The following is a 25690-nucleotide window of genomic DNA, read 5'->3' on the forward strand; positions in this document are numbered from 1 at the left end:
TTAATTTATCGGATATCAATAAGCAACAAGGAATAAGGCCGGTTATGCGCTGGCCTTATTCCTTGTTAAAGCACTGGTTATAATAAGTTAGACACAGTTATACCGCCTTGAAAAGGGCGGTACATCCGTGTCTACATGGTAGTTATATATTTCTGTGATGAGGGTGATTCCATGAGTGCTGCGGCTCCAGTCGTAGAGTTGAAGCAAATCACAAAACGATTTCCCGGTATTGTTGCTAACGATTCCATTAGCTTGACATTAAAGAAGGGTGAAATCCTTGCATTGCTAGGTGAGAATGGTGCAGGCAAATCTACTCTAATGAATATCGTATTTGGATTGTACCAACCGGATGAAGGTAGTATTGAAATCGACGGGAAACCGGTTATTATTGACAACCCCAATAAAGCGATTGAGCTTGGTATTGGTATGGTGCATCAGCATTTCAAGCTTGTGGAACCTTTTACGGTGACTGAGAATATCGTTCTTGGGATGGAGCCGAAGAAAGGTCTTAAAATTGACTATAAATCCGCTGCGGAACAGGTTCGGAAGCTATCGGAGCAATATGGCCTGCAAGTGAATCCAAATGCCGTTATTCATGACATTTCTGTAGGTATGCAGCAAAGGGTAGAAATTATGAAGACCCTGTACCGCGGAGCGGATATTCTCATATTTGATGAGCCGACTGCAGTACTTACGCCTCAAGAAATTACGGAATTGATGGCGATTATGAAGCGGCTTGTTGCAGAGGGAAAATCTATTATCCTGATTACGCATAAACTTAAAGAAATTATGCAAATATCTGATCGGGTCACCATTATTAGACGTGGAAAAGTAATCGATACCGTAAATACCGCAGAGACTAATCCGAATGAACTAGCTGAGAAGATGGTTGGACGTGGCGTAACCTTCAAGGTAGATAAGAAGGCTCCTGAGGTTGGCAAAACTGTACTCGAGCTGAAGGATGTGAACAGCAAGAGTAAAGATGGTGTCTCAGTGCTGGACGGCCTTAGCTTTGATGTGAAAGCCGGAGAGATTCTTGGAATAGCTGGTGTAGATGGCAATGGACAGAGTGAACTAATTCAGGCCATTACAGGTCTGCGTAAAATTGATTCTGGTTCTATTCAGGTGTCCGGGAACGAAATAGCTAATTTATCCCCGCGTAAGATTACGGAGATGAATGTGTCTCATATTCCAGAGGACCGTCATAAGCATGGTTTGGTGCTCGATTTCTCAGTAAGTGAGAACATGGTTCTGGAAACTTACTATAAGAGTCCATATAACAAAAATGGCTTTATGCAAAATGATGTCATTGATAAATATGCTGAAGGACTTGTGGAGCAATTTGATGTGCGTACACCTTCAATTCAGACCAAAGCACGTTCTCTATCCGGCGGAAATCAACAGAAAGCGATTATTGCTCGGGAAATAGATAAAGATCCGACATTACTTATTGCAGCACAGCCAACACGCGGTCTAGATGTTGGGGCTATCGAGTTTGTTCAAAAGCAGCTTATCGCACAGCGTGATCAAGGGAAAGCTGTATTGCTTATTTCGTTTGAATTGGACGAGATTATGAATGTATCAGACAGAATTGCTGTTATCTATGAAGGCAAAATTGTCGGTGAAGTGTTCCCGCAGGATACGAATGACCAGGAACTGGGTCTTATGATGGCAGGCAGCTTGAAGCGGGGAGGTAAGGCAGTTGAATAAGTTCAAAAAAATCTTCACAACTGACAGCTATATCGTTCCTCTTGTCGCCATCGTACTTGGTTTTCTTGTGGGAGCAATAGTTATGCTTATGGGTGGTTATGATCCGATAACTGCTTACTCCGCACTGTTCTCACGTGTATTTGGTAACTTGTACAACTTTGGTGAAGCCGTGCGTGAAATGACGCCATTAATGCTCACTGGTTTAGCCGTAGCCTTTGCATTCCGTTCAGGGATGTTTAATATCGGGGCAGACGGACAAGTGATGATTGGTATGACAGCTGCGACCGTGGTGGGTATTAAATTTGCAGCCTTGCCAGGATTCATATTGGTTCCGCTTGCTGTTATTATAGCGGGGTTATGTGGAGGTCTGTGGGCTGGTATCGCTGGCTACTTGAAGGCCAAACGTGGGATTAATGAAGTTATTACCACGATCATGTTAAACTGGGTTGCTCTGTACTTGTCGAATTATATTGTAAGAGCATTTCTGTTACTCCCGGGACAGAATCGTTCCGAGGATATTCCAGCTTCACTTTCTATGACGTTCTTGAATTCGTTATTTGACAATGCACGTCTGCACTGGGGAACAGCTATTGCCCTTGCCGCAGCAGTATTCTTCTATGTCTACTTATGGAAGACTAAGCAAGGATATGAAATGCGTGCTGTTGGTTATAATCCTCATGCTGCCGAGTACGCAGGTATGAATGTTGGCCGTAACGTTGTAAAAGCAATGTTCATAAGTGGAGTATTTGCAGGGTTGGCCGGAGCAGGGGAGGTACTGGGTGTATTCCATTATCAATCTGTGTTCGCGGCATCACCAGGATATGGATTTGATGGTATCGCAGTGGCTCTACTTGGTTTAACACATCCACTTGGTGTTGTTCTTGCTGCGATTCTCTATGGTACGTTGACTTACGGTTCTGCAGGAATGAGTTTTGCTGCAGATGTTCCTCCAGAGCTTATTCGTATCGTTATAGGTTCAATCATATTCTTTATTGCGGCACAAGGGATTGTGCGCTGGGTGCTTAAGCCCTTTTACTTCAAGCGCAAGAAAGAGAAGGTGTTATAGATGGATTTGCAGACGTTAGGTCAACTGCTTAATACAACGCTTGTTTTTTCCACAGCGCTTATTTTTGCCTCACTTGGCGGCATCTTCTCTGAACGCTCCGGTGTCGTAAATATTGGACTTGAAGGTTTGATGATGTTTGGTGCTTTTGCCGCAGCAGTGGGCGGTTATTATGCTCAAGATGCTGGGATGGGTGAATGGGCTCCCTGGATTGGCGTACTATGTGCTATGGCCGTCGGGGTACTTGGTTCACTAATTCATGCAGTTGCAGCTATTACCTTTAAATCGGATCAGACGATCAGTGGTACGGTTATTAACTTTTTAGCCGCAGGCAGTACGCTCTACATGGTAAAGCTGCTGTTTGATGGATCTGCTGAAACTCCACTAATCGATGGGTTTAACAAGGTTGCAATTCCTGGACTCTCTAAAATCCCGGTGATTGGTGAAGGGGTATTTAATTCCTATCCGACCACTTATCTGGCCATTGTGCTGGTTATTGTTATTTATTTCGTTTTGTTTAAAACGCCATTTGGACTGCGTTTACGCGCAGTAGGTGAACATCCTAGTGCTGCAGACACCTTAGGGGTCAAGGTGAAGCGGATGAGATATATCGGCGTAATGCTGAGTGGATTGCTGGCTGGTATCGGTGGTGCTACAATCACTCTAACTACAACCGGAACCTTTGGACATAATACGATTTCAGGTCAAGGTTTTATCGCTATTGCAGCGATGATCTTTGGTAAGTGGAATCCGCTTGGTGCCTTTGGCGCTGCTGTATTCTTTGGATTCTCTCAAGCGATCCGTAACTACGTACAATTGTTTGAATGGTCAAAGGACATTCCACAAGAGTTTATCTTTATGATTCCTTACGTATTAACGATCATTGTATTGGTGGGTGCTGTAGGTCGTTCCGCTGCTCCTAAGGCGTTAGGTCAGCCATACGATCCTAGTAAGCGCTAGATCTTTTCAATTTTTAGCTTATAACATTACCGAACCGCATCTCCGGACTTTTTCCGGAAATGCGGTTTTTTTGTTAGCATCGATATGGATAAACATTGAGAAGTACGGGCAAGTGTACAGGCGAAGGTCCTTCTAAGCGAATAAACTGTTTTGAAGATGATGGGAATCAGAGGCTTGCAAAACATTTTTTGGAGGGGATATTATGACTAAGCCAGTTACGAAAAAGCAGGTTATGAGGCTCGTAGGTAAGCAGATCATCGCTGTGAAAAAGGATGGTACTCAGGTTACAGGTAAGCTGCTACGAGTATCAGGAAATCGTCTTATATTGCAACGTGTAAGTGGTAAAAAAGTACAAACGAAAGCAATCATTCCATTAGTGCTGTTTGATTTGCTCGCCGTTGGAACTGCACCTTATGCTTATGGCGGTGGTTATGGTGGTGGCTATGGCGGAGCTACACCTTATGGTGGCGGTTACGGATATGGAACTCCTTATGGAGGTTATGGCTACGGAGGCACACCATATCAACCTTTTGGATTCTTTTAAGTTCCGATCAGAGCTGCTTTAGCTACATGAAGCGTTTCTCAAGCTCGTAACAAAAACTTAGGGACTGATAACGGGCTACGCTGTAGCCCAATTTTTGATAAAAGGATAGCGCTGCCTCATTCCCTAAATCGACGGAAACCTTAGAACGATGACATCCGCGAGATAGTGCAAACCTTTCTGCTCGATCCATAAGCATATTCCCCAAGTGTTTTCGCCGGGCTTCGGGTGCAATAGCCAGCATATCGATGTAGAGTAAATCACCATGCAGCAAGAAATGGACAAACCCGTTTGGATCGCTTTCATAGTCGGGACAGGTGACAAGGGTGATTCCGTGTCCCAGGCGACGGGGTAAATCCTTTTTGATTTTAGTGATTTCAGTTTGCGGCAGATGAGATAATGGTACAAGCTGTCGCTCGATTAAATCAAAAATAATAACGTCATCCTGCTTGGGTCGACGATAGCGAATCATTAGAGTGTCCCCTTTCCACGCATTGTCGTACATCATATGTTGGGAGAAGGTCAGGCGTTCCGGGAGCGTAGAAGTAGGAGTTGTGACGATTTTAAAAATATGGGTATTGACTATCCGTGTTAGGAATCATATAATGTGTCTAAACATTTTAACGAACATACATGTATCGGCGATGATGAGGACGAAGTTTTAAGGGCTCTTTTGCTCAGAGAGTGTGAGGATTTGCTGCAACCTCCACCGAAATCCCTTATATACGAGCTCACCTCGGAGCTGTTTCCCTGAAAGGTCCACTGGCTAGAGTGGTGGAATTATTAGGGGGAATCGTTTAGTCCGCGTTACGGACTTCAGGTTACAGAGATTAGGGCCCTTGCCTACATCGATGGATTTTTGTATACCTGATAAGGCGTTGCATCGCGAGATGTAATGCAAACATGGGTGGTACCACGGAAGATCAACCTTTCGTCCCTCACGCGCTAATACTGTGCGTGGGAGGCGAAAGGTTTTTTTGTTTTATAAATAACTATTTGCTGATGTATAGAGGACGGTCCGTCATTTGCATAATGAATGTTAAATATCGGAGGAGGAATACTGATGAGCGCGCAAATACCGGAATTACGGTCTACAGAGCAGCTAAAAGAAAAATGGATGGAGCCGGAAGTCATTACCGGTTCGGAAATACTACTCCGCAGCCTTGTATTGGAGGGTGTAGACACAGTATTCGGTTATCCAGGTGGGGCTGTATTGTACATTTATGATGCATTGTACGGTTTTACGGATTTCAATCACGTGTTAACACGTCATGAGCAAGGCGCGATTCATGCAGCTGACGGTTACGCTAGAGCAAGTGGCAAACCAGGGGTATGTATCGCAACCTCGGGTCCTGGAGCAACAAACCTTGTAACAGGTATTGCTACAGCATATATGGACTCCACTCCATTGGTTGTAATCACAGGTAACGTATTCTCCAGCTTGATCGGTACAGATGCTTTCCAGGAAGCAGACATTACCGGAATCACGATGCCAATCACTAAGCACAGCTACTTTGTAAGAGATGTTGAGGATCTCCCACGTGTCATTCATGAAGCTTTTCATGTGGCGAATACGGGTCGTAAAGGTCCTGTGTTGATCGATATTCCCAAAGATGTGTCGGCTGCAAAGACATTGTTCACACCAGTGAAGACCGTAAATCTTCGTGGCTACAACCCTTGTACAGTTCCAAACAAACTGCAGCTTGATAAATTGGTTCGTGCGATTGCGGTTGCTGAACGTCCAATTATCATTGCGGGTGGAGGAGTTATCTACTCCGGAGCACATGAAGCAATGTTCGAATTCGTGAAACGGACAGAGATTCCAATCACTACAACCTTGCTAGGACTTGGAGCCTTCCCAAGTGCAGAAGAGCTTTGGATGGGAATGCCAGGTATGCATGGCACATATACCGCAAACAATGCGATTCAACAATGCGATTTGCTCATTAATATCGGCGCCCGCTTCGATGACCGTGTTACGGGTAGGCTGGACGGCTTCGCGCCAAAAGCCAAGATCGTGCATATCGATATCGATCCTGCAGAAATCGGAAAAAATGTATCGCCTGATATTCCGATCGTTGGAGATGTAAAAACTGTACTGGAAATGCTGATTCCTGAGGTTGGCCGTGCATCTAAGGCTGATGCTTGGAGAACGCATATCGCGCAGTCGAAGCTTGATCAGCCACTTCGGTATAAAGATTCGGAGACAGAGCTTAAACCACAATGGGTTATTGAAATGATTAATGACACCACTAATGGTGAGGCGATTGTTACTACGGACGTTGGCCAGCATCAAATGTGGGCAGCACAATATTACAAGTTCAATCATCCGCGTTCATGGATTACTTCAGGTGGTCTTGGAACGATGGGCTTCGGATTCCCATCAGCAATTGGTGCACAAATGGCACATCCTGATCGATTGGTAGTATCGATTAACGGAGACGGAGGCATGCAAATGTGTTCCCAAGAGCTTGCGATTTGTTCGATTAACAACATACCGGTCAAAATCGTTGTTATTAACAATCAGGTACTTGGAATGGTTCGCCAATGGCAGAATCTTATCTATGACAAACGTTATAGCTATACAGACCTTGCAGGCAGTCCGGATTTTGTAAAGCTGGCTGAAGCTTATGGCGTAAAAGGTCTACGGGCCACGAATAAGGAAGAGGCTCGTGATGCATGGCAGCAAGCTCTGGAAACACCGGGTCCAGTATTGGTAGAATTCGTTGTTCCAAAAGACGAGAATGTCTACCCGATGGTAACTCAAGGTTCAACCATCGATCATATGCTGATGGGGGATGAATAACAGTGACAAGACATACGATTTCTGTACTCGTAAATGACCAGCCGGGTGTGCTTCAGCGGGTGTCAGGTTTGTTCGGTCGCCGCGGATTTAATATTGAGAGTATTACAGTCGGCCAGTCCGAAGAGGTCGGATTATCCCGGATGGTTATCGTTACTCTTGGCGACCAGCATACCCTTGAACAAATCGAGAAGCAGCTTTATAAGCTAATTGATGTTATCAAAGTCGTTGATCTTGGAGCTAAGCCAATGGTTGCACGTGAGCTGGCTCTGATTAAAGTGAACGCTGATCCAAGTGAGCGTCCGGAGATCATGGGTGTTGTAGAAACCTTCCGAGCCTCGGTTGTAGATATCGGAAGTACAACATTGCTGGTGCAGGTAGTTGGAGATACACAGAAGATTGATGCGATGATCGAGCTTTTGAAGCCTTATGGGATCAGAGAGCTTTCTCGCACAGGTGTTACGGCTATGGTGCGCGGTAACTCTTAAATATTTTATTTCGCGACTTTAACGGATTACTGCTTGATTGCATTAATCTGATATGATATGAATGAACTTCCCGCTAAAGAGCGGGAGCTTGAAGAGGAGCTTGATAGGATATGAATCCAGTTCTCTTGAAGCACCCGCTCTTTATGATGGGTCTCAAATTAAAGGAGGATATTGACAATGGCAGTTACAACGTACTATGAACAGGATGCAGAACTTAGTGTATTAAAAGGAAAGACAATTGCGGTAATCGGGTACGGTAGCCAAGGACATGCCCAAGCACAGAATCTTCGTGACAGTGGTCTACAAGTTGTCATCGGTCTTCGTGAAGGTAAATCTTTCGAAACTGCAAAAAATGACGGTTTTGAAGTATTGCCAGTAGCTGAAGCAGTATCCCGTGCAGATGTTGTGCAAATTCTGATGCCAGATGAAACTCAAGCATCCGTATATAAAAACGAAGTGGAACCAAACCTTAAAAAAGGTGCGGCTCTGATGTTCTCCCACGGCTTTAACGTACACTTTGGACAAATCGTTGCTCCTAAAGATGCCGACGTGTTGCTGGTAGCACCAAAATCTCCAGGTCACATGGTTCGTCGTACTTATGTTGAAGGCTTCGGCGTTCCTGGCTTGATTGCTATCGAACAAGATGCAACAGGTAAAGCGAAAGAGATCGGTCTTGCATATGCAAAAGGTATTGGTTGTACACGTGCAGGAGTTATCGAAACTTCTTTCCGCGAAGAAACCGAAACCGACTTGTTCGGCGAACAAGCAGTGCTTTGCGGTGGTGTTTCCGCACTGATCAAAGCTGGGTTCGAAACTTTGACAGAAGCTGGATATGCTCCTGAAATGGCTTACTTCGAATGTCTGCACGAGCTGAAACTGATCGTTGACATGGTATATGAAGGCGGATTGTCCAGCATGCGCGATTCCATCAGTAACACTGCGGAATACGGTGACTATGTAACTGGACCACGCATTGTAACTGAAGATACTAAAAAAGCAATGAAAGCTGTTCTGACGGATATCCAAGAAGGTAAATTCGCTCGCGACTTCATCCTTGAGAACCAATCCGGACGTGCTTTCCTTACAGCTACTCGCCGTAACGAAGCTGCTCACCCAGTAGAAGTTGTAGGTAGCCAATTGCGTGAAATGATGCACTGGATTAAGAAGTAATCATATATACTTATGATTAAATAGTGTGACCATTCAAATGCGGCCGTGACTATACGAGCCGCATTTGAGGGTTTTAGCACAATCTTTGGGAGGTGCTTTGCATGCGGAAAATTTATGTGTTCGATACGACGCTGCGAGACGGAGAGCAGTCGCCGGGTGTGAACCTTAACACGCGTGAGAAAGTAGAGATCGCCTACCAGCTGGAAAAGCTGGGGATTGACCGCATGGAAGCGGGCTTTCCTGCTGCTTCACCAGGTGACCTGGCTTCAGTAAATGCGGTAGCAAGAGCTGTAAAGAACGTCACGGTAATCGGTCTTTCGCGTTCTAGAGAGACAGATATCGACGCTGTAAAAGAAGCGCTGCAGGGGGCACAGGACCCTTGCATTCATATTTTTCTAGCTACATCTCCTATTCACCGCCAGCATAAACTCCGGATGGATAAGGCTCAGGTGCTGGAAACTGCACAATCCGCTATCCGATATGCCAAGAAATATTTTCCTAAGCTTGAGTTTTCATTAGAAGACGCAGGTCGTACGGAGTATGAATTCATGGCTGAAATGGTCGGAATGGCTATCCGAGAAGGTGCTAATGTTGTTAACATTCCGGATACTGTGGGTTATCTGAATCCTTCAGAGTACGGAGCTATTTTTAAATATTTAAAAGAAAATGTACCTGATATTGAACGTGTACAGCTTAGTGCTCATTGTCATAACGATCTTGGCATGGCTACGGCAAATACGCTCGCAGCGATTCAGAATGGTGCGGATCAGATCGAAGGAACGATAAATGGTATCGGTGAACGTGCTGGAAACACAGCGATTGAAGAAGTAGCATTGGCGCTGGAGACACGTGCTGAATTTTTTGGCGCTAAAACTTCGTTAACGTTGTCCGAAATTTCTCGCACAAGTCGTTTGGTCAGCAAGCTTACCGGTATGGTGGTCCCAGGGAATAAGGCAATTGTAGGAGCTAACGCATTTGCTCATGAATCGGGTATTCACCAGGATGGGATGCTGAAAGAGAAAACGACTTATGAGATCATGACACCGGAGACCATTGGCCTTAAAGAGAGCAAACTGGTACTTGGTAAGCACTCTGGACGCCATGCTTTCCGTGATAAGTTAAGTGATCTAGGGTACGATTTATCGGAAGAAGAGCTTAATACAGCTTTTTCAAGATTTAAGGATTTGGCCGATAAGAAAAAGGAAGTGTCTGATGAAGATATTTTGGCATTGATTGAAGAGAAGTTAATTGATACGCCAGAAGTATTCAGACTTCAGACGATTTACGTAACTTACGGCAATGAAGCTGTTCCAACCGCCAAGGTTATTATTAATGGTCCGGAAGAGCAGCCAATTGTTGCGGTTGCCGAAGGTAATGGTTCAGTAGATGCTATCTACAACGCAATTGATAAAGCTACGGGTGAGGAAGTTACCCTTGGGGACTATTCCATTAAATCCGTCTCACGTGGTAAAGATGCGCAAGGTGAGGTTCATGTAGTACTGTCGCAGGGTGAAGTTGCTGCGCAGGGACGTGGACTTAGTACCGATATTCTAGAAGCAAGTGCTCGCGCGTATATTGATGCGCTGAACAAGCTTTTGGAGAAACGTAAAACTTACACCAAACGTGATCACGCTAGTCTTTAATAGGAATATTTTTATATTAACTTTCTTCTAAGTTGACTATCCTTACAATTAAGGTCCAAATGTATTTATTGATAAGCAGGGATAAGCGAGTTACTCGCATATCCCTGCTTTTTTATTTGGAATAAAAAGGGATGAAAAAGACTGATACAGTAATCTGTTCAGATTATGTATAGATGTACTATTTACAATAGATGTAAGCATGGCAATTTGTTGAAGGAGAAAAGTTCAAGGAGGTAAATGCAGAGTATAAGAGTACTGTATCCAAAGATAGAGCTTTGGTAAAGCACAATGAACGAATTGAAAAGGAGGCTTTTAATAATGTTATCAAAAAAGAAAATAAGCGCATGGCTCATAGTATTATTACTTGTGACGCAATGGGCTTATAGCTTTGGCTTCGGGTTTAATACGCCAGCATATGCGAGTGGAAACGGGACTGTGATTGGAGATAATCTCATTACTAGTGTAACGCTGGCTGTATACACAGATGACAAATACACTAGTACGGTGACTGGAAGTGTATATGAGCTTGACTCCAACACGGAATTGAATTATACATGGGCACTTCCTGATGGACATCAATATGAGGATGGATCAACCTTTACCTTTGATCTTCCTACACAGTTTGAACTTTATAACGATCTAAATGATAATTTAATGTTTGATGATGAAATTATTGGAACTTATACAGTCGACAAAAATACGAACAAAGTTGTATTCACATTTAACGATTATATCGAATCCCACTATCAAGTAGGGGGGACCTTTACAGTAAGATCGCTTTTGAGTTCTAAGAAAATTACAGGCTCCACAAATCAGACGCTAACATTCCCGATACAGGGTGGTACTCAGATCATTGAACTTAATCTTAAGCCCAAAGACAGTTCTTCGATAGAAAAAAATGGTGTGCCTAAGCCGCAGTATTATAATCCAACTAGCATCGCATGGACTGTTGATGTAAATAAGTCACTAGACAGTATTAACAATGCGGTGGTTACGGACAAGCTTCCTGCAGAATTGTCACTAAATACAGTATCTATAGCTGTTTATGAGCTTGATGTGAATGTCGATGGGACTGCAAGTCTTGGTAGCTTGGTGAATAACAGTAAGTATGATGTGACAGCTTCCACTTCTGGAGAGCTTAATCTGAAATTTAATGACAAGCCGATTACTAAGGCGTACCGGATCGGATTTTTAACAGATATTATCGGTGCTGGTGTAGATGCAACAACATTTAAGAATGAGGCTATCTTAACGGGTGACGGAATATCTAAGAAAGATGATGCTACAGTTCCAGTAGGGCGCGGTAAACCGCTGTCCAAAGTATCTACAGGATACGATGAAGCGACTCAGACAATTTCCTGGGCTGTAAATTTCAATTACAATGAAAAAACAATTACAGCTGCAAAAGCTGTATTGAATGATTTGTTCAACAATACACAAGATCTAATCCTTAGTTCTGTTAAGGTGTATCCTGTTACTATCGACGGAAATGGACAAGGAGTTAAGGGGGCAGTAGCGCTTGATTCAAGCGAATATACGATAACCCCAACAACTGCGACAGCTTTAAAAGGTTTTGACCTGAAATTTAACAATGATATTCATTCGGCCTACAGAATTGAATATCAAACAAAGGCAAATGACAGAGTTCATGATGATACTACGATTACAAACAAGGTTACTTATGACGGAAAGACTGAACCCGCTTCAAATTATATCAAGCAGCATATTCTTCATAAAAATTATAGTAATGTTAACTATGCCAATAAAACAGTTGATTGGACCATCCAAATTAACGACGATAGTGTAACTATGGATAATCTGGTGGTTACGGATACTTTCGGTAATGCCGGACTAAAGCTTGTTCCAAATACATTAAAGGTTAAGCCGACAAAAGGTGGAACTGCGACCGTTCATAGCGTTGTTTACAATGAGAGTAATCCAGTTGCAATTACTGATGGGTTTGTAATTACTTTTAATGATCCGATATCCGAACCCTACACAATTACTTATACAACAAGCTTTAATTATGATTGGTTGGCTCCTAATACGGACAAGTTCTCCAATACAGCCGCACTTAAATGGGATGAGAATGGTAAGCCGAAGAAAAAAGAAGTTACTGCTACCTTTGATCCTAGAGCCGAGGTAAAGAACAACGGTAAAAAGAGTGGTTCTTACAATGCTCAAACGAAGGAAATTACTTGGAACGTTGGCGCCAATTATAATCAGAAAACGTTAAAGAATGCCGAACTTGTTGATTCCATTCCGGCTGGCCAAGTTGTTGTTAAGGATTCTGTAAAAGTTTACAAATGGGGGTATGGAAAGAATGGAGATCCAACTCCGGGAGCCAATGTGGATTCCAATGATTATGAAGCAAAGGTGATTGGCAGTGAACTGAAGGTAACATTTAACAAAGCCATTACTTACGCGTTCTATGTCACTTTCAAAACTACGTTTGTTGATCAAGCGATTGATTTAAGTGAAATTACCAATACAGCTATTCTATATGACGGTAATACAAAAGAGTCTGCAAAGCTGGAAGCTTCGGTTAATGTCCCTCAAGGTGGGGAATACGTTAATAAAACTGGATCACAGAATGGTAATAAGATTAATTGGGTAATTAATATCAACCGTAACCAATCTTTTGTAACAGAGGCTGTAATTACGGATATTCCGAGTGATAATCAAATGCTCTTGTCTAATACATTCCATGTCTTTAAAACGACAGTCTTAAGTGATGGAACTGTAAAAGAAACTTCTCAAGAATTGATTAGAGATACGGACTACAAGCTGGAGATTACTACGGATATCGATGGAAAGGAAAGCTTTAAGCTTAGTTTCCTAAAAGATATTTCAGAGGCTTACATTCTAAAATATGATTCTCTGATCACCGCAAATCATAATGATAAAGTTACAAACAAGGTTAAATTTGATGGTAAGAACATCAAGGTCATTCCACATGAATCTACTGAGGATATTACAGTTAAGCTCTCTAGCGGTTCCGGTACAGGAAGCGGTGTAAGAGGTCCATTAACGATTACAAAGGTAGATGATAAGGATAATGCTAAGGTGCTAAGTGGCGCTGTCTTTGATCTCTATCGTGTCATTGATAAGGACAAGATTTGGATTAAAAAGGGTGCTACGGGTGTAGATGGGATACTTGAATTTACCAAGCTGCCAGGTGGTAAATATGTATTAATTGAAACAGAAGCACCAGTTGGTTATATTCTTGATCCAACACCACATGAAGTGGATATTAATACAACGGCAGGTTATAAGTTAACAATAACCAATAAAATCCCGACGCCGACAACAACGCCGACAACAACGCCGACAACAACACCGACGCCGACGGTAACACCGACGCCGACGGTAACACCGACGCCGACAACAACACCGACGTCGACAACAACACCAACGTCGACAACAACACCGACGTCGACAACAACGCCGACGTCGACAACAACACCAACATCACCAGTAACACCAACGCCGACGGAAACGCCTGTGTCGACAGTAACACCGACGTCGACGCCAGACAATCCAATTTTCCCTGTGTCGACCCCGACGTCAATACCGGGAGCAATCGTTACTGCTACTCCATCAGCAACACCTGTGGTGGCAACGCCAACTGTGACACCAACAGCAGCACCAACAGTCACACCGTTGGCAACTAGTACGCCTATGGTTCCTCAGGTAACACCACCTGTGCAGAATCTGACAACTGATGAGGACATTCCGCTTGAAGGCGAAATCCCACTTGGGGGCGTGCCAAGTATCGGTGATAAGCCCGATCATGGTAAGGTAACAATTACTAAAGACGGCAAGTGGATTTATACACCAGATCCAGGTTACGTTGGAAAAGACAAGTTCACGATCATTGTGACAGATGAGAATGGAAATGAAGAAGAGATCGAGATTGAGATTGATGTTGAGGAAGTACCGACAGGTACAGTGAAACAACCAGGGGATAACAGCAATAAACCAACTCAGCTCCCGAAAACGGGAGAAGACAGTGCGCTACCTATTTACTTAGTAGGTGGAAGTCTAGTTCTTGTGGGATTTGTGTTAGCTCGAAGATTTAAACGAAGTAATTAATACATCGTAATGACAAGGGTGCGAGCGAAGACAGGCGGCACTCAACTCCATAGTATAAAAGTCAACGGAGTAAGGCTCCTCCTCTTATTGGAGGAGCCTTACTCTTTATTTTTTGGTCTATGGCTGCTCGCTTCATAACCTTCTTCACTTCGAGGGGGCTTCCGGGCCTGGCTTTAGCCTCGCATCTCCACGCTCTAACGTACAGCCTGCTCAAACGCAAGGACCAAGTTACACAAACTGAATTTGAGGCTGTGCCAGTCGGATGAGCTACCCAACTCCCAACAAAGTGAACCTTGACGAAAATGGGATTTTCGCTCATTATTCGTAATGTAGCGCCAGCGACACTATTTAGCTTATATCTTTTTTCACTAAATAGTAAGCGCTATCATAAAATGCGCTGGGAGATGATACCATGGAATTTATGTATTTAGGAACTGGAGCAAGTGAGGGTTATCCAGCTTTATTTTGTCAATGTGAACGTTGCTCTATGGCGATGGAGCTTGGTGGCAAGAATATTCGCGCTCGTACAGGAGCGCTTATTAACTCTGATTTGCTGCTGGATTTCTCACCTGACATGTATATGAATAAGCTTCGTTACAAATTGGATTTGGGGAAAGTTAATCATTTGATTGTTACGCATTCGCATACTGATCATTTTGCAGCAGCAGAGCTCATGATGAGGCATGAGCATTGGTATTGTCAGCTGCAGGAGAGTGGAAAAAAACTACATATTTACGGAAATGAAACGGTAGAAGAAACGATGAAGTCAGCTCTTCGCTATGATTATGGAACCGATAAGATTGAAGATCCTTTTTACGAGTTTCATATCATCCAGCCTTTCATGCCCTTCACTTTAGGAGAAGTGACAGTAACCGCATTGCCAGCCCATCACAAGCCGGATGAACATAGCTTTATCTATTTACTTGAGCAGAATAACACAAGATTCTTATACGGCAATGATAGTGGTGTATTCAGTGATGCAACCTTCAATTATCTCCGTGATAAACACCTGGACGTTGTTAGTCTAGATTGTAATTATGGGCTAGAAGATAGATATGATTATCATATGGGGATTTCCGGATGTCGGATTGTAAGGGAACGTTTGCTTGACCAAAATAGTTGTGATACTAGTACGTCATTTATTCTCACTCATTTCTCTCACTACAGTGCAGAGTTGCACGATACTTTAGTTAAGAATACAGCAGAGGAGAATTTCATCATTTCCTATGATGGGATGAAAGTCTTCTTAGCATGACATGATGATAGTCTATCTATAATTAAAAGAATAGTCATTACCCGTAAAATCCTCCCTTGAGGAAAGGACTACTTTACGGGTCTTTTTTATAGCTTTAAGGGCTCAAAATGAGTAGATACGGAGGTAGAGAATGAAGCTGCTGGCTACGGGAAAAGTAAAATGGTTCGTCTATCAGAAAGTTGTCATCGTATTTATCGTCTTTTTGATACCGCTTATATCGATGAATATTTGGGTGAATTATAAGGGGATGTCATTCACCAAAAATACGATTTTGGACTCATCCCTGGCTGGGGCGTCATTCTATTCCAAGCAACTGGATAAAGAGATATATTTCATCCGCAATCAACAATTACAATTTCAAGAAGATAAAAATATACAAAAGCTTAGTTTCCGAGGCGATAGTTTAGAGAAGTATGAAGAGGTAGAATTAATCGGTAATGCTGAAGATCTATTGAATCGGATCATTGCCTCAAGCGAATATGTGGTTAACGCCGGGGTATATGTTAAGTCTCTGGGCAAAACGATCTCTGGTAAGACGGGGATCACGTCTATTCCTAATATGGAGTACGAGAAAATTTCCTCGTTACTTAACGTTAAGCAGAAGCCTTCATTCTATCGGAGCGGTGATGCGATTTTCCTTATAGAAACAGGAGATAATGCGGAGCTTTGGTCGTATATTGAAATCTCAAAAGGTAAGCTATTGGAGGCACTGAATCAAATCGCAACCTTATATCAAGAATCGGAGGTATTTCTGGGAAGTAATGAGCTGGGCAATATTCTATCTACTACAGACGATCAGTTAGTATCTACTGAGGTCCTTAGGCTCATTACCAAACAGGATCAGTTTAATTCCGATATCCCAGAAATAAACAAGGTGAACGGTAAAAGTTACTTTATTGCCCATAATTTTATCAGTTCTTTGAATCTATCCTTAATTATGTACGTGAATCAGAATGAAATCACAAGGCCCTTAAGCCAATTTAATACACTACTATATGCCTCTTTCGTCATCGCTATTGTGGTAATGATACTTTATTCTTATTCGGTAAATCTAATGATTCATAGGCCCTTATCCAAATTGGTTAAGACATTCCGTATGGTAGAAACGGATAATCTTGATTTAGTCATCGAGTCAAAGACCAAAGATGAGTTTTACTATATTTTTAATAGTTTTAATCGTATGGCTTCTAGACTTAAGCGTTCTATTGAGGAGAATTATGAACAGAAGATTGCCCTGCAGCATTCGCAGTTGAAGCAATTGCAGTCACAGATTAACCCGCATTTTCTCTATAACAGCTTCTTTAATATTTACATGATGTGTAAAGTAGGAGATTCCGATAGTGCGGCTGAGCTCTCCCAAAAGCTAGGGAGCTACTATCAATACATCACGAGAAGTGGATCGGACGAGGTGCCTTTCTTTAAGGAGTATCAGCATGCGCTTGATTATTGTGAAATTCAGTGTATTCGCTTCTCGAATCGTATTTCTTTTGAATATGAAGAAATACCCGTTTTGGGGAATGCGATTTTAGTACCGAGGCTGATTATTCAGCCGATTGTTGAGAATGTGTTCGAGCATGCTTTCGAAGACGACTCCCGACACGGGGTTGTCTATATTGGTGCCGAATGCGAAGAGGGAATAGTAATTATCACAATTGAAGATAACGGCAATCTTTTAAAAGATGAGGAAATAGAGTACTTGCAGAAGAAACTTGCGATGGGTCTGAAACAAGTTGAGAAGACGGGATTAATCAACGTTAATAATAGACTTCAATTGAAGTACGGACCAGATAGTGGCTTGTTTGTCTCACGCAGCAAATACGGAGGATTGAGGGTAGAACTGATAGTTAAATACGAGAGTAAGGAAGTGTGATTATGTATAGATTACTAATTGTAGATGACGAGCCTGTAATTGTGAATGGATTAGTCCAACTGTTTCAGGATAACTCAGAATTTGAACTGGATATACGAAAAGCTTACTCCTCAAGCGAAGCTCTTGAAATTGCTAAGAAAACGAAATTGGATATTTTGGTTAGCGATATTCGTATGCCTCAGAAGAATGGTCTCCAGCTCGTGGACGAAATCGTCTATTATTGGCCATTATGCCGAGTGATTTTCCTTACAGGATACAGTGAATTTGATTATGTATACGAAGCGATCCGTATGAATGTGGACAATTACATTCTGAAAACAGAAGGGATTGAACCTATTTTCCAAGCTGTGAAGGCAGCAGTCGACAAGCTAGACGAGGAGAACCGTCGTAGACTTCAATTGGAGAAGGCACAAATGCACTATCAAATCGCTAGTTCCTTCCTAAAGAGAGAGCTGATGGAGCGGGTGCTGAGTGGGGAGTCTATCACTTCTATACTCAATAATGCACGTTACAAGGATGTAGAGTTCAGCATTGCATTAGATCGTCCTTCGTTCTTTCTTGTGGGTATCTTGGATCGACTAGATGATCCTAAATTTAAAATGCCTCCGTCTGTTCAGCGTATTTTCCATGATCACCTGCCTGCATCTATTGCATGTGAAGAAGTGATTTATGATGATCGTGTATTCATATGGCTGCTTCAACCAGATGAAGGGTTGCTGAATCGCTTTCGTAGTAACTATCCAGATCAAGGGGTGAATTGGCCTGGAATCGTTGCTTATATGAGAGGGATATTAGAGCCTGTACAGAATGAGTGTGATGAGCTGCTAAGTGTCTGCGTTTCATTCGGAATATCGGGGGATTTACTTAACCATTGGGAATCGATCCATCTTCAAGTTGAAGCAGTGCGCTCTATGATTCTTAAGAGAGCTTTATTAGGTCAGCACATGCTTATCCTAGACCTTGAGAAACTAAGTCAACTTGAGGATACGATGCACAAAGCTGGAGGAATCGAGCAGGAAGATTTCAAGACGCTAATCATCGAACAAATTCACCAATTTGTGCAGGAGAACCTATCTGGAGATTTATCGCTTACCTCAATTGCTGCAGAGGTGCATCTTAATCCGTCCTATTTATCTCGTTATTATAAACAGACGACAGGTCAAAATTTATTAGAGTATATCCAGTCGACGAAGCTGCATGTTGCTCTGCAGCTGATGAAGAATACAACTCTGAAATTAAATGAAATCGCCATCCGGGTCGGTTTTGAATCACCATCCTATTTTACAACATTCTTCAAACGGAAAATGGGTTTATCTCCACAGGAATATCGAAATTCAAAATAAGTAAATAAAGTGAAAGTGATGTAAAAAAAGTGAAATTGAAAGCGGTTTCCCGTGTGACTAAAATAATAACTAGGAACACTGATTCACAACAAGAATTGCAGCAAACAAAGGGGGGAAAGCGTTCAGATGAAAAAAATGGGACCATGGAAAATGATTTTGTCAGTAACGATGATTCTTTCATTATTGTCAGCGTGTGGAAGTCAAGGGAATGGAAATGGAAATGCAAATGCACCATCGACGCCTAAGGAAGACACTACGAATAGTGCGACAGACAGCGCCAAAGCACCTGATCCACTAGGGAAATATCCGGAAACGGTCACTGTTACAGAAATACTAGGATATAATCCACCAGAAGATCCAAGAACCCCAAGCGGAATAACACCGGAACAAAATGCCTACCTGAAAGATCTCAAAGAGATGATGAATATTGAAGTGAAATACAAATGGACCGTTCCCTCTGCCCAGTTTGAGCAGAAGTTCTCGCTTGCCATGGCATCGGGGGATCTACCCGATGTGATAGAAGTTGATCAGAAGAACTATGAGAAACTTAAAAAGCAAGATATGCTTGCTGATCTGACAGATGCTTATGCACAATATGCGTCACCAGCTCTTAAGGCTTATATGGACTCAGATGGTGGATTCGCGATGAAAACATTCAGTGCGGATGGTAAGCAATTAGGTATTCCTGCATTTGAGGATCCCTTCTTATCCACGCAGTTGCTATGGGTTCGTCAAGATTGGCTTAATAATCTAGGTTTACAGGCACCGAAGACGATCGATGAGCTTGAGAAAGTTGCACAAGCATTCACACATAATGATCCAGATCAGAATGGTAAGAATGACACCTATGGAATCGCCATGCAAAAGAATCTCTTCTTTTGGGGATTTGATGTCAGAGGTTTCTTTAATGGATTCGGTGCTTATCCTTCCGTTGGTGATAAACAATCGGCTTGGATTAAAGGCGGCGATGGCAAATTGTTACCGGGATTGATTCAGCCTGAAGTGAAGACTGCACTTGGTAAGCTACAAGCATGGTATAAAGATGGAATTATTGATAAAGAGTTTGCACTAAAGGATGAGAATAAGGCTGTTGAAGATCTGACTGCAGGTAAAGTGGGTATTTCCTACGGAGAGTGGTGGTATCCGAACTGGCCGCTTAACTCCAACGTAGATAAAGATCCAAAGGCGGATTGGATTGCAATTCAACTTCCAGGGATTGATGGTCCAGCTAAATCACTTGTTCCAAAAATCCGCAGCAATAAAATTTTCGTTGTGAACAAAAAGATGAAGAACCCAGAAGCAGCGATTAAGATGCTCAATTTCTACATCGAAGTTGGTAATAAGAAATACAAGGATAAGAACAAAGCGGCAGATGGCTATGTATACAACTGGTTTAATCCACGGATTGCCAACCCTGTTGATATTGATACGATTTACAGGGAAGTAAACAAAGCACTCGATGCTAATCAGACTGAAATTACAATAGACGATGCAAATTATAAGACCGTTGCGGATACTTTCAAAGCGACTAAGGACTTCCTGGCAGGCGACACATCTAACGCTACCAAAGGTGTAAACTGGGGTCAATATTATAGCCGGGCTGCAAAAGACGGTGGCTGGGGCTTAACACGACAAATTAAAGAAAATCAACAATTTGTATACAACGAGTTTTACGGTCTTCCTACACCAACAGTAGTGGAAAAGGGGGGGCAGCTGGATAAGTTGATGCAAGAGTCCTTTACCAAGATTATCATGGGCGGTTCTCTTGATGATTTCGATAAATTCGTGGATAGCTGGAAGGCACTTGGCGGTAATGAAATTATCGATGAGGTCAATGAATGGTATAGCACGGAAGCTACGAAATAAATCATAGGAACAAGAAAGCGGGTGAGGTGAGTCGGGTGAAACGACTCACCTCCCGTTTTTAAAATGAGTAATTTGGTGAGGAGGGCATCTATGAAATCACTGAAGAAAGAATTTCCGCTTCATATCATGTTAATACCGGGTGTGATTGTTACACTGATTTATGCCTACGGACCGATGGCCGGCCTGGTTATGGCGTTTCAACAGTTTGAGCCGTTATCCGGTTTTTTTAAATCCGATTTTGTGGGATTAGATAACTTCCGTTATGTATTTAATTTACCGGATTTTAAGCAAGTACTTTGGAATACGCTAGTTATAGCCATCATCAAAATGGTATTGTCTCTGCTTGTCCCGCTCATTCTAGCTTTATTACTAAATGAGCTTACTAAGAAATGGTTCGCAGGTTTTATTCAATCCGCCATTTTCCTCCCGTTCTTCCTTTCATGGACCGTCCTTGGGGGTGTCATTATTGAATTATTCTCTCTGAATGGACCTATTAATGGCTTAATTTCCTCTATGGGCTTAGAACCTATCATGTTCATGCTTGATAATGGTTGGTTCAGGGGGATTATCATTGGCTCGGATGTCTGGAAAGGCATGGGCTACAACATGATCATCCTGCTTGCTGCCATCACAGGAATTAATGCGACGCTGTATGAAGCAGCAGAGGTAGATGGTGCAGGGAAATGGAAGCAAATGCTTAATATTACGCTTCCAGGTATAGCACCGATTATTATTTTACTTAGTGTATTAGGTCTCGGTGGTATTCTTAACGCAGGTTTTGAGCAGATATTGATTATGTATAACCCGACTGTATATGCAGGTGCAGATATAATAGATACATTTGTCTATCGATTGGGGATGTTCAGCCAACAATTTGGACCTGCGGCAGCAGTGGGTCTCTTTAAATCGATAATATCTTTATTTATGGTATCAACAACTTACTATGCAGCTTACAAATTTAACAATTACCGCATATTCTAGGAGGTGGAGATGGTGCTACATAAACAATCATCCAGCAGAAAGTTATTTATCGTGTTCAATACGCTGTTGTTAACTTTCATTACCATACTCGGCATTATCCCATTTGTACACTTACTCTCCATCTCACTTAGCTCGAATACAGCTGCGATGGCTGGAGAAGTGAAGCTTTGGCCCGTCGGCTTTTCCTGGGATGCTTATGTATATTTAGGAGAAAAGGTAGAGTTTTTTCGTTCCTTGGGAGTCTCCGTAAAACGAGTAGTGCTCGGTTCAGTAGTTAACTTGTTTCTAGTATTTATTACTGCTTTTCCGCTTTCCAAATCGAATGATCAGTTTAAATTTAGAACCGTATATGTATGGATATTCGCGATTACGATGTTTTTTGGAGGCGGCTTAATTCCGACGTATATCGTAGTGAAGAATACAGGCTTAATCGATTCCATTTGGGCGCTTATCTTACCAGGTGCATTGAATGTATGGAATATGGTTCTGATGCTTAACTTCTTCAGATCTATTCCGAGAGAATTGGATGAAGCGGCTACGATTGATGGTGCCGGACATTGGAGAGTACTTTGGCAAATTTATTTACCGATATCCCTTCCATCCATCGCAACGATTGGGTTATTCACCATAGTCGGGCATTGGAACGCTTGGTTTGACGGTATCCTTTATCTGAATTCACCTGAGCACTATCCACTACAGACCTATCTTTCTACCTTGATTATGTCTATCAATGCCCAGATGTCATCGATGTCCATTGAGCAGCTCAAGGTGATGGAGAACCTCAGTGAGAAGACGATCCGAACGGCGCAAATATTCATGGGCGCATTGCCAATTATGGTAGTGTATCCATTCTTACAAAGGTATTTCGTAAAAGGAATGACGGTTGGTAGTGTTAAAGAATAAAGAAATAGAGTAAAGACATAGTATAAAGTCTCATATGAAGGAGCAGATTGCGATGAAGAAAGTTACTGTTGCTTTAATTGGAGCGGGCCTGCGAGGAATTAATTATTCGGAATATGCGATTCAGCACCCCGATGAGCTTCAAGTTGTAGCTGTTGCAGAGCCGAATGCGAAGCGGAGAAATAAATTTAAGGCAAGACATAAGCTGGCTGATGACGTGTGCTTTACCCATTGGGATGAGTTTTTTGCCTCCCCGAAAATAGCAGATGCGGTATTTATCTGTACCCAAGACAATCAGCATTATGTGCCGACAATGAAAGCGCTGGAGGCAGGGTATCATGTGCTATTAGAAAAGCCGATGTCCCCTGATGCCAAGGAATGTGTACTTATGGGGGAAATGGCCTCTAAAGTGAATCGTGTCTTCTCAATATGCCATGTTTTGAGATATACCAATTTCTTCTCTACGATCAAGGAGCTGCTGGAGAGTGGTGCGATCGGACAATTGATGTCCATTCAACATAATGAGAACGTGGGTTACTGGCACCAAGCTCATAGCTTCGTAAGAGGGAATTGGCGCAAAAAGGATGAGTCCAGTCCGATGATTCTCGCTAAGTCCTGTCATGATCTGGACATTCTTTCCTGGTTGACAGATTCAGAATGTGTTCGAGTGTCTTCCTTTGGCTCACTGTCTCATTTCAAATCTAGTGAAGCACCTGAAGGAGCCCCGCTACGTTGCACTGATGGATGCCCAGCAGCAGATAAATGTCTCTATTATGCTCCTAATCAATATTTAACAGAGGATACAGATTGGCCTACATCGGCAATTAGCGATGATCCAAGCTACGAAGCCCGCCTGAAGGCTCTTCAGGAAGGACCTTATGGACGATGTGTCTATCATTGTGATAATGATGTCGTCGATCATCAAGTGGTAAATCTAGAATTCGCTAATTCCGTAACTATAGCTTTTACAATGAGTGCGTTTACTAAAGATGTAAGTCGTACCCTCAAGCTGATGGGTACCACGGGAGAAATTCGCGGTGCGATGGAGAAGAATGAAATTGAAGTGCTCCATTTTGGCAGCGGTAAGGTAGAGAGAATCTCGTTCGAGAATGCAGGTGGTCATGTTGGTCATGGCGGCGGCGATATGGGGTTAATCAAAGATTTTGTTAAGCTGGTTCGAGCGGAAGGGAAGATTCAAGGTCTTACATCAGCCAATCATTCCGTTCAAAGTCACCTTATGGCTTTTGCAGCAGAGCAATCTCGCATTGAGGGCAACAGTATTGTTCTGAAAGAATTTGCACAAAGTGTCTGTAATGATGAAGAGGTGAAGCAACGATGAATGCTCCGCAGCCATTTCAGACGATGTTATTAAGTTCGTTGGTTAAGGTATTTGCTGATGAAGTGCCGAATCATGAATCCTATCACAGTGCAACCGCACTTGTTGGAGAAACATTTTCGTTCCAAGTCGCTTATACCTCAGATACACTTTTAAAGAATATTGAAGTAGAGGTAAAGTCATCTCTTCCAGATTTAATATGTATAAGATCCGTTGGACTTGTTCCCTCAGAAATGCCTTGTTTCAAAAATCATGATGACGATGTGCTAAGAACTACGCCGGGATTATATCCAGATCCATTGTATACGCTGGATCAACAATATATTTCATCGATCCCGGGACAATGGCGATCTTTATGGGTGACGATAACCTTGGATGAAACAATGAGTACGGGGCTTCGCACTATTCAGGTCTTCTTCCAATCATCTGAAGGGCAGATGTTAGGTGAATCGGATGTATTCGAGTTAACCGTCATCCCTGCAACACTACCGCCGCAACAGCTAATTCATACGGAATGGTTCCATGTGGATTGTCTTGCTACAAAGTATGGTGTCGAAGTATTTAGTGAAGCGCATTGGGCCCTTATAGAACGTTATGCAGATACGATGGTTAAGCATGGTATGAACATGATCTTAACTCCGTTGTTTACACCGCCTTTGGATACAGCCATTGGTGGAGTACGTCCAACCGTTCAATTGATATCCGTGACTAAAGCGGGAGATCGTTATGAATTCGGATTTGATCTGCTTACTCGTTGGGTATCGATGTGCCGCCGACTTGGCTTCAAATACTTTGAGTTCTCTCATTTATTTACTCAATGGGGTGCAAAATGTGCACCAAAAATAATGGTAACCATTCAAGGTGAAGATCAGCAACTATTCGGCTGGGATACGGACGCATCCTCGGCGGAATACCGTAGTTTCTTGGATCAATTATTACCTAGCTTAGATCAATATTTGAAAGAGCAGGGAATAGACCAGCAAAGCTGGTTCCATATTTCAGATGAACCAGGAGAGGAACATTTGGAATCGTACCGAGCTGCAAGTGAGATCATTTATAAACATTTATCAAGTTACCCGATCATGGACGCTTTGTCCGAATTGGAGTTGTATGAACAGGGCCTGGTGAAAAGGCCGATTCCTGCGAATACGCATATTGAGCCGTTTTTAGAACATCAGGTTCCAGACCTTTGGACGTACTATTGCTGCGCTCAAGGTGAACAAGTATCCAACCGGTTTTTCAACATGCCGTCTGCTAGAAATCGTATAATCGGGTTTCAATTGTATAAATTCGGATTACAGGGCTTCTTGCATTGGGGTTATAACTTTTGGTACTCGCAAAATTCATTGAATCAGCAACTGGACCCTTATCGTACGACTGACGCTGAGCATGCATTTCCCTCAGGAGATGCCTACTTGGTCTATCCGGGAGAAGAAGGCCCGATTGAATCCATTCGATTAGAAGTTCTATATGAAGGGTTACAGGATTTGCGCGCATTAGAATTACTTGAGCAGAAAATTGGCAAGAAAGCAACGATAGCCATTATGGAAGAGGGTCTGAGTACATCTTTGACCTTCTCTGTATACCCAAGGGATCATGGAACATGGCTCTTAGAGGCAAGAGAGCGGATCAATCAAGCGATAGCAAGTTATTCTACTTAAGTGAT

18 protein-coding genes are annotated in these 25690 nt (G+C 42.6%); 17 read left to right on the plus strand and 1 reads right to left on the minus strand.

Annotated features, from left to right (window positions below; all coding sequences use genetic code 11):
• Positions 1–171: 171 nt before the first annotated feature.
• The 4 genes from NST74_RS06500 (at position 172) to NST74_RS06515 (ending at position 4277) form a co-directional block, all read left to right on the plus strand.
• Entirely contained in the window at positions 172–1710 is a 1539-nt protein-coding gene (locus NST74_RS06500; protein ID WP_042125080.1) for an ABC transporter ATP-binding protein, read from the plus strand.
• Positions 1703–2776 (plus strand): ABC transporter permease, encoded by a 1074-nt coding sequence (locus NST74_RS06505; RefSeq protein WP_042125082.1) that lies wholly within the window; start codon positions 1703–1705, stop codon positions 2774–2776. Before NST74_RS06500 ends, NST74_RS06505 begins: the two co-directional genes overlap by 8 nt.
• The gene (locus tag NST74_RS06510; RefSeq protein ID WP_341111027.1) at positions 2777–3733 is read left to right on the plus strand and encodes an ABC transporter permease; all 957 of its coding nucleotides are present in this window, start codon (positions 2777–2779) and stop codon (positions 3731–3733) included.
• A 202-nt stretch (positions 3734–3935) separates the two neighbouring features.
• Positions 3936–4277: a hypothetical protein gene (locus tag NST74_RS06515; RefSeq protein WP_339289678.1), complete on the plus strand. Its 342-nt coding sequence runs from the start codon at positions 3936–3938 to the stop codon at positions 4275–4277.
• A gap of 22 nt (positions 4278–4299) precedes the next feature.
• Here NST74_RS06515 and NST74_RS06520 read toward each other — a convergent pair whose 3' ends face one another.
• Positions 4300–4746 carry a GNAT family N-acetyltransferase gene (locus tag NST74_RS06520; RefSeq protein WP_339289679.1) on the minus strand — a complete coding sequence of 149 codons (447 nt, stop codon included), beginning with the start codon at positions 4744–4746 and terminating at the stop codon, positions 4300–4302.
• Between the two features lie 591 nt (positions 4747–5337).
• On the opposite strand from NST74_RS06520, the gene ilvB reads away from it, so the two are divergent.
• From ilvB to NST74_RS06585, 13 genes are all read left to right on the plus strand, one after another.
• Positions 5338–7080, plus strand: a complete 1743-nt coding sequence (gene ilvB / locus NST74_RS06525) for a biosynthetic-type acetolactate synthase large subunit (protein ID WP_339289680.1) — start codon at positions 5338–5340, stop codon at positions 7078–7080.
• Positions 7077–7565 (plus strand): acetolactate synthase small subunit, encoded by a 489-nt coding sequence (gene ilvN / locus NST74_RS06530; protein ID WP_209445830.1) that lies wholly within the window; start codon positions 7077–7079, stop codon positions 7563–7565. Before ilvB ends, ilvN begins: the two co-directional genes overlap by 4 nt.
• 177 nt (positions 7566–7742) lie before the next feature.
• Entirely contained in the window at positions 7743–8735 is a 993-nt protein-coding gene (gene ilvC / locus NST74_RS06535) for a ketol-acid reductoisomerase (protein WP_036679485.1), read from the plus strand.
• 101 nt (positions 8736–8836) lie between these two features.
• A complete protein-coding gene (locus tag NST74_RS06540) occupies positions 8837–10378 on the plus strand; it encodes a 2-isopropylmalate synthase (RefSeq protein WP_341111031.1) in 1542 nt (513 codons plus the stop codon).
• Between the two features lie 318 nt (positions 10379–10696).
• Complete coding sequence (locus NST74_RS06545; protein ID WP_341111033.1) at positions 10697–14473, plus strand: collagen binding domain-containing protein; 3777 nt, start codon at positions 10697–10699, stop codon at positions 14471–14473.
• 412 nt (positions 14474–14885) lie between these two features.
• Complete coding sequence (locus NST74_RS06550) at positions 14886–15728, plus strand: MBL fold metallo-hydrolase (protein ID WP_341111035.1); 843 nt, start codon at positions 14886–14888, stop codon at positions 15726–15728.
• A gap of 130 nt (positions 15729–15858) precedes the next feature.
• Entirely contained in the window at positions 15859–17598 is a 1740-nt protein-coding gene (locus NST74_RS06555; RefSeq protein WP_341111037.1) for a sensor histidine kinase, read from the plus strand.
• A 2-nt stretch (positions 17599–17600) separates the two neighbouring features.
• Positions 17601–18941, plus strand: coding sequence for a response regulator transcription factor (locus NST74_RS06560; RefSeq protein WP_341111039.1), 1341 nt, complete (start codon positions 17601–17603; stop codon positions 18939–18941).
• 126 nt (positions 18942–19067) lie between these two features.
• The gene (locus NST74_RS06565; RefSeq protein WP_341111041.1) at positions 19068–20807 is read left to right on the plus strand and encodes an extracellular solute-binding protein; all 1740 of its coding nucleotides are present in this window, start codon (positions 19068–19070) and stop codon (positions 20805–20807) included.
• Positions 20808–20897: 90 nt separating this feature from the next.
• Positions 20898–21788: an ABC transporter permease gene (locus tag NST74_RS06570; RefSeq protein ID WP_341111043.1), complete on the plus strand. Its 891-nt coding sequence runs from the start codon at positions 20898–20900 to the stop codon at positions 21786–21788.
• Between the two features lie 9 nt (positions 21789–21797).
• Positions 21798–22691, plus strand: a complete 894-nt coding sequence (locus NST74_RS06575) for a carbohydrate ABC transporter permease (protein WP_060625478.1) — start codon at positions 21798–21800, stop codon at positions 22689–22691.
• A 52-nt stretch (positions 22692–22743) separates the two neighbouring features.
• A complete protein-coding gene (locus tag NST74_RS06580; RefSeq protein ID WP_341111045.1) occupies positions 22744–24027 on the plus strand; it encodes a Gfo/Idh/MocA family protein in 1284 nt (427 codons plus the stop codon).
• Entirely contained in the window at positions 24024–25685 is a 1662-nt protein-coding gene (locus NST74_RS06585) for a DUF4091 domain-containing protein (RefSeq protein ID WP_341111047.1), read from the plus strand. The genes NST74_RS06580 and NST74_RS06585 overlap by 4 nt, the downstream gene beginning before the upstream one ends.
• The last annotated feature ends 5 nt before the right edge of the window (positions 25686–25690 follow it).

The organism is Paenibacillus sp. FSL F4-0125, assembly GCF_038008565.1.
Lineage (GTDB): Bacteria > Bacillota > Bacilli > Paenibacillales > Paenibacillaceae > Paenibacillus_AQ.

Coding starts and splice junctions, on each gene's coding strand:
- ilvB (WP_339289680.1), top strand. CDS start 5,338: ATGAGCGCGCAAATACCGGAATTACGGTCTACAGAGCAGCTAAAAGAA.
- NST74_RS06570 (WP_341111043.1), top strand. CDS start 20,898: ATGAAATCACTGAAGAAAGAATTTCCGCTTCATATCATGTTAATACCG.
- NST74_RS06500 (WP_042125080.1), top strand. CDS start 172: ATGAGTGCTGCGGCTCCAGTCGTAGAGTTGAAGCAAATCACAAAACGA.
- NST74_RS06565 (WP_341111041.1), top strand. CDS start 19,068: ATGAAAAAAATGGGACCATGGAAAATGATTTTGTCAGTAACGATGATT.
- NST74_RS06575 (WP_060625478.1), top strand. CDS start 21,798: ATGGTGCTACATAAACAATCATCCAGCAGAAAGTTATTTATCGTGTTC.
- NST74_RS06580 (WP_341111045.1), top strand. CDS start 22,744: ATGAAGAAAGTTACTGTTGCTTTAATTGGAGCGGGCCTGCGAGGAATT.
- NST74_RS06560 (WP_341111039.1), top strand. CDS start 17,601: ATGTATAGATTACTAATTGTAGATGACGAGCCTGTAATTGTGAATGGA.
- NST74_RS06510 (WP_341111027.1), top strand. CDS start 2,777: ATGGATTTGCAGACGTTAGGTCAACTGCTTAATACAACGCTTGTTTTT.
- NST74_RS06550 (WP_341111035.1), top strand. CDS start 14,886: ATGGAATTTATGTATTTAGGAACTGGAGCAAGTGAGGGTTATCCAGCT.
- NST74_RS06520 (WP_339289679.1), bottom strand. CDS start 4,746: ATGATTCGCTATCGTCGACCCAAGCAGGATGACGTTATTATTTTTGAT.
- NST74_RS06555 (WP_341111037.1), top strand. CDS start 15,859: ATGAAGCTGCTGGCTACGGGAAAAGTAAAATGGTTCGTCTATCAGAAA.
- NST74_RS06585 (WP_341111047.1), top strand. CDS start 24,024: ATGAATGCTCCGCAGCCATTTCAGACGATGTTATTAAGTTCGTTGGTT.
- NST74_RS06540 (WP_341111031.1), top strand. CDS start 8,837: ATGCGGAAAATTTATGTGTTCGATACGACGCTGCGAGACGGAGAGCAG.
- NST74_RS06515 (WP_339289678.1), top strand. CDS start 3,936: ATGACTAAGCCAGTTACGAAAAAGCAGGTTATGAGGCTCGTAGGTAAG.
- ilvC (WP_036679485.1), top strand. CDS start 7,743: ATGGCAGTTACAACGTACTATGAACAGGATGCAGAACTTAGTGTATTA.
- NST74_RS06545 (WP_341111033.1), top strand. CDS start 10,697: ATGTTATCAAAAAAGAAAATAAGCGCATGGCTCATAGTATTATTACTT.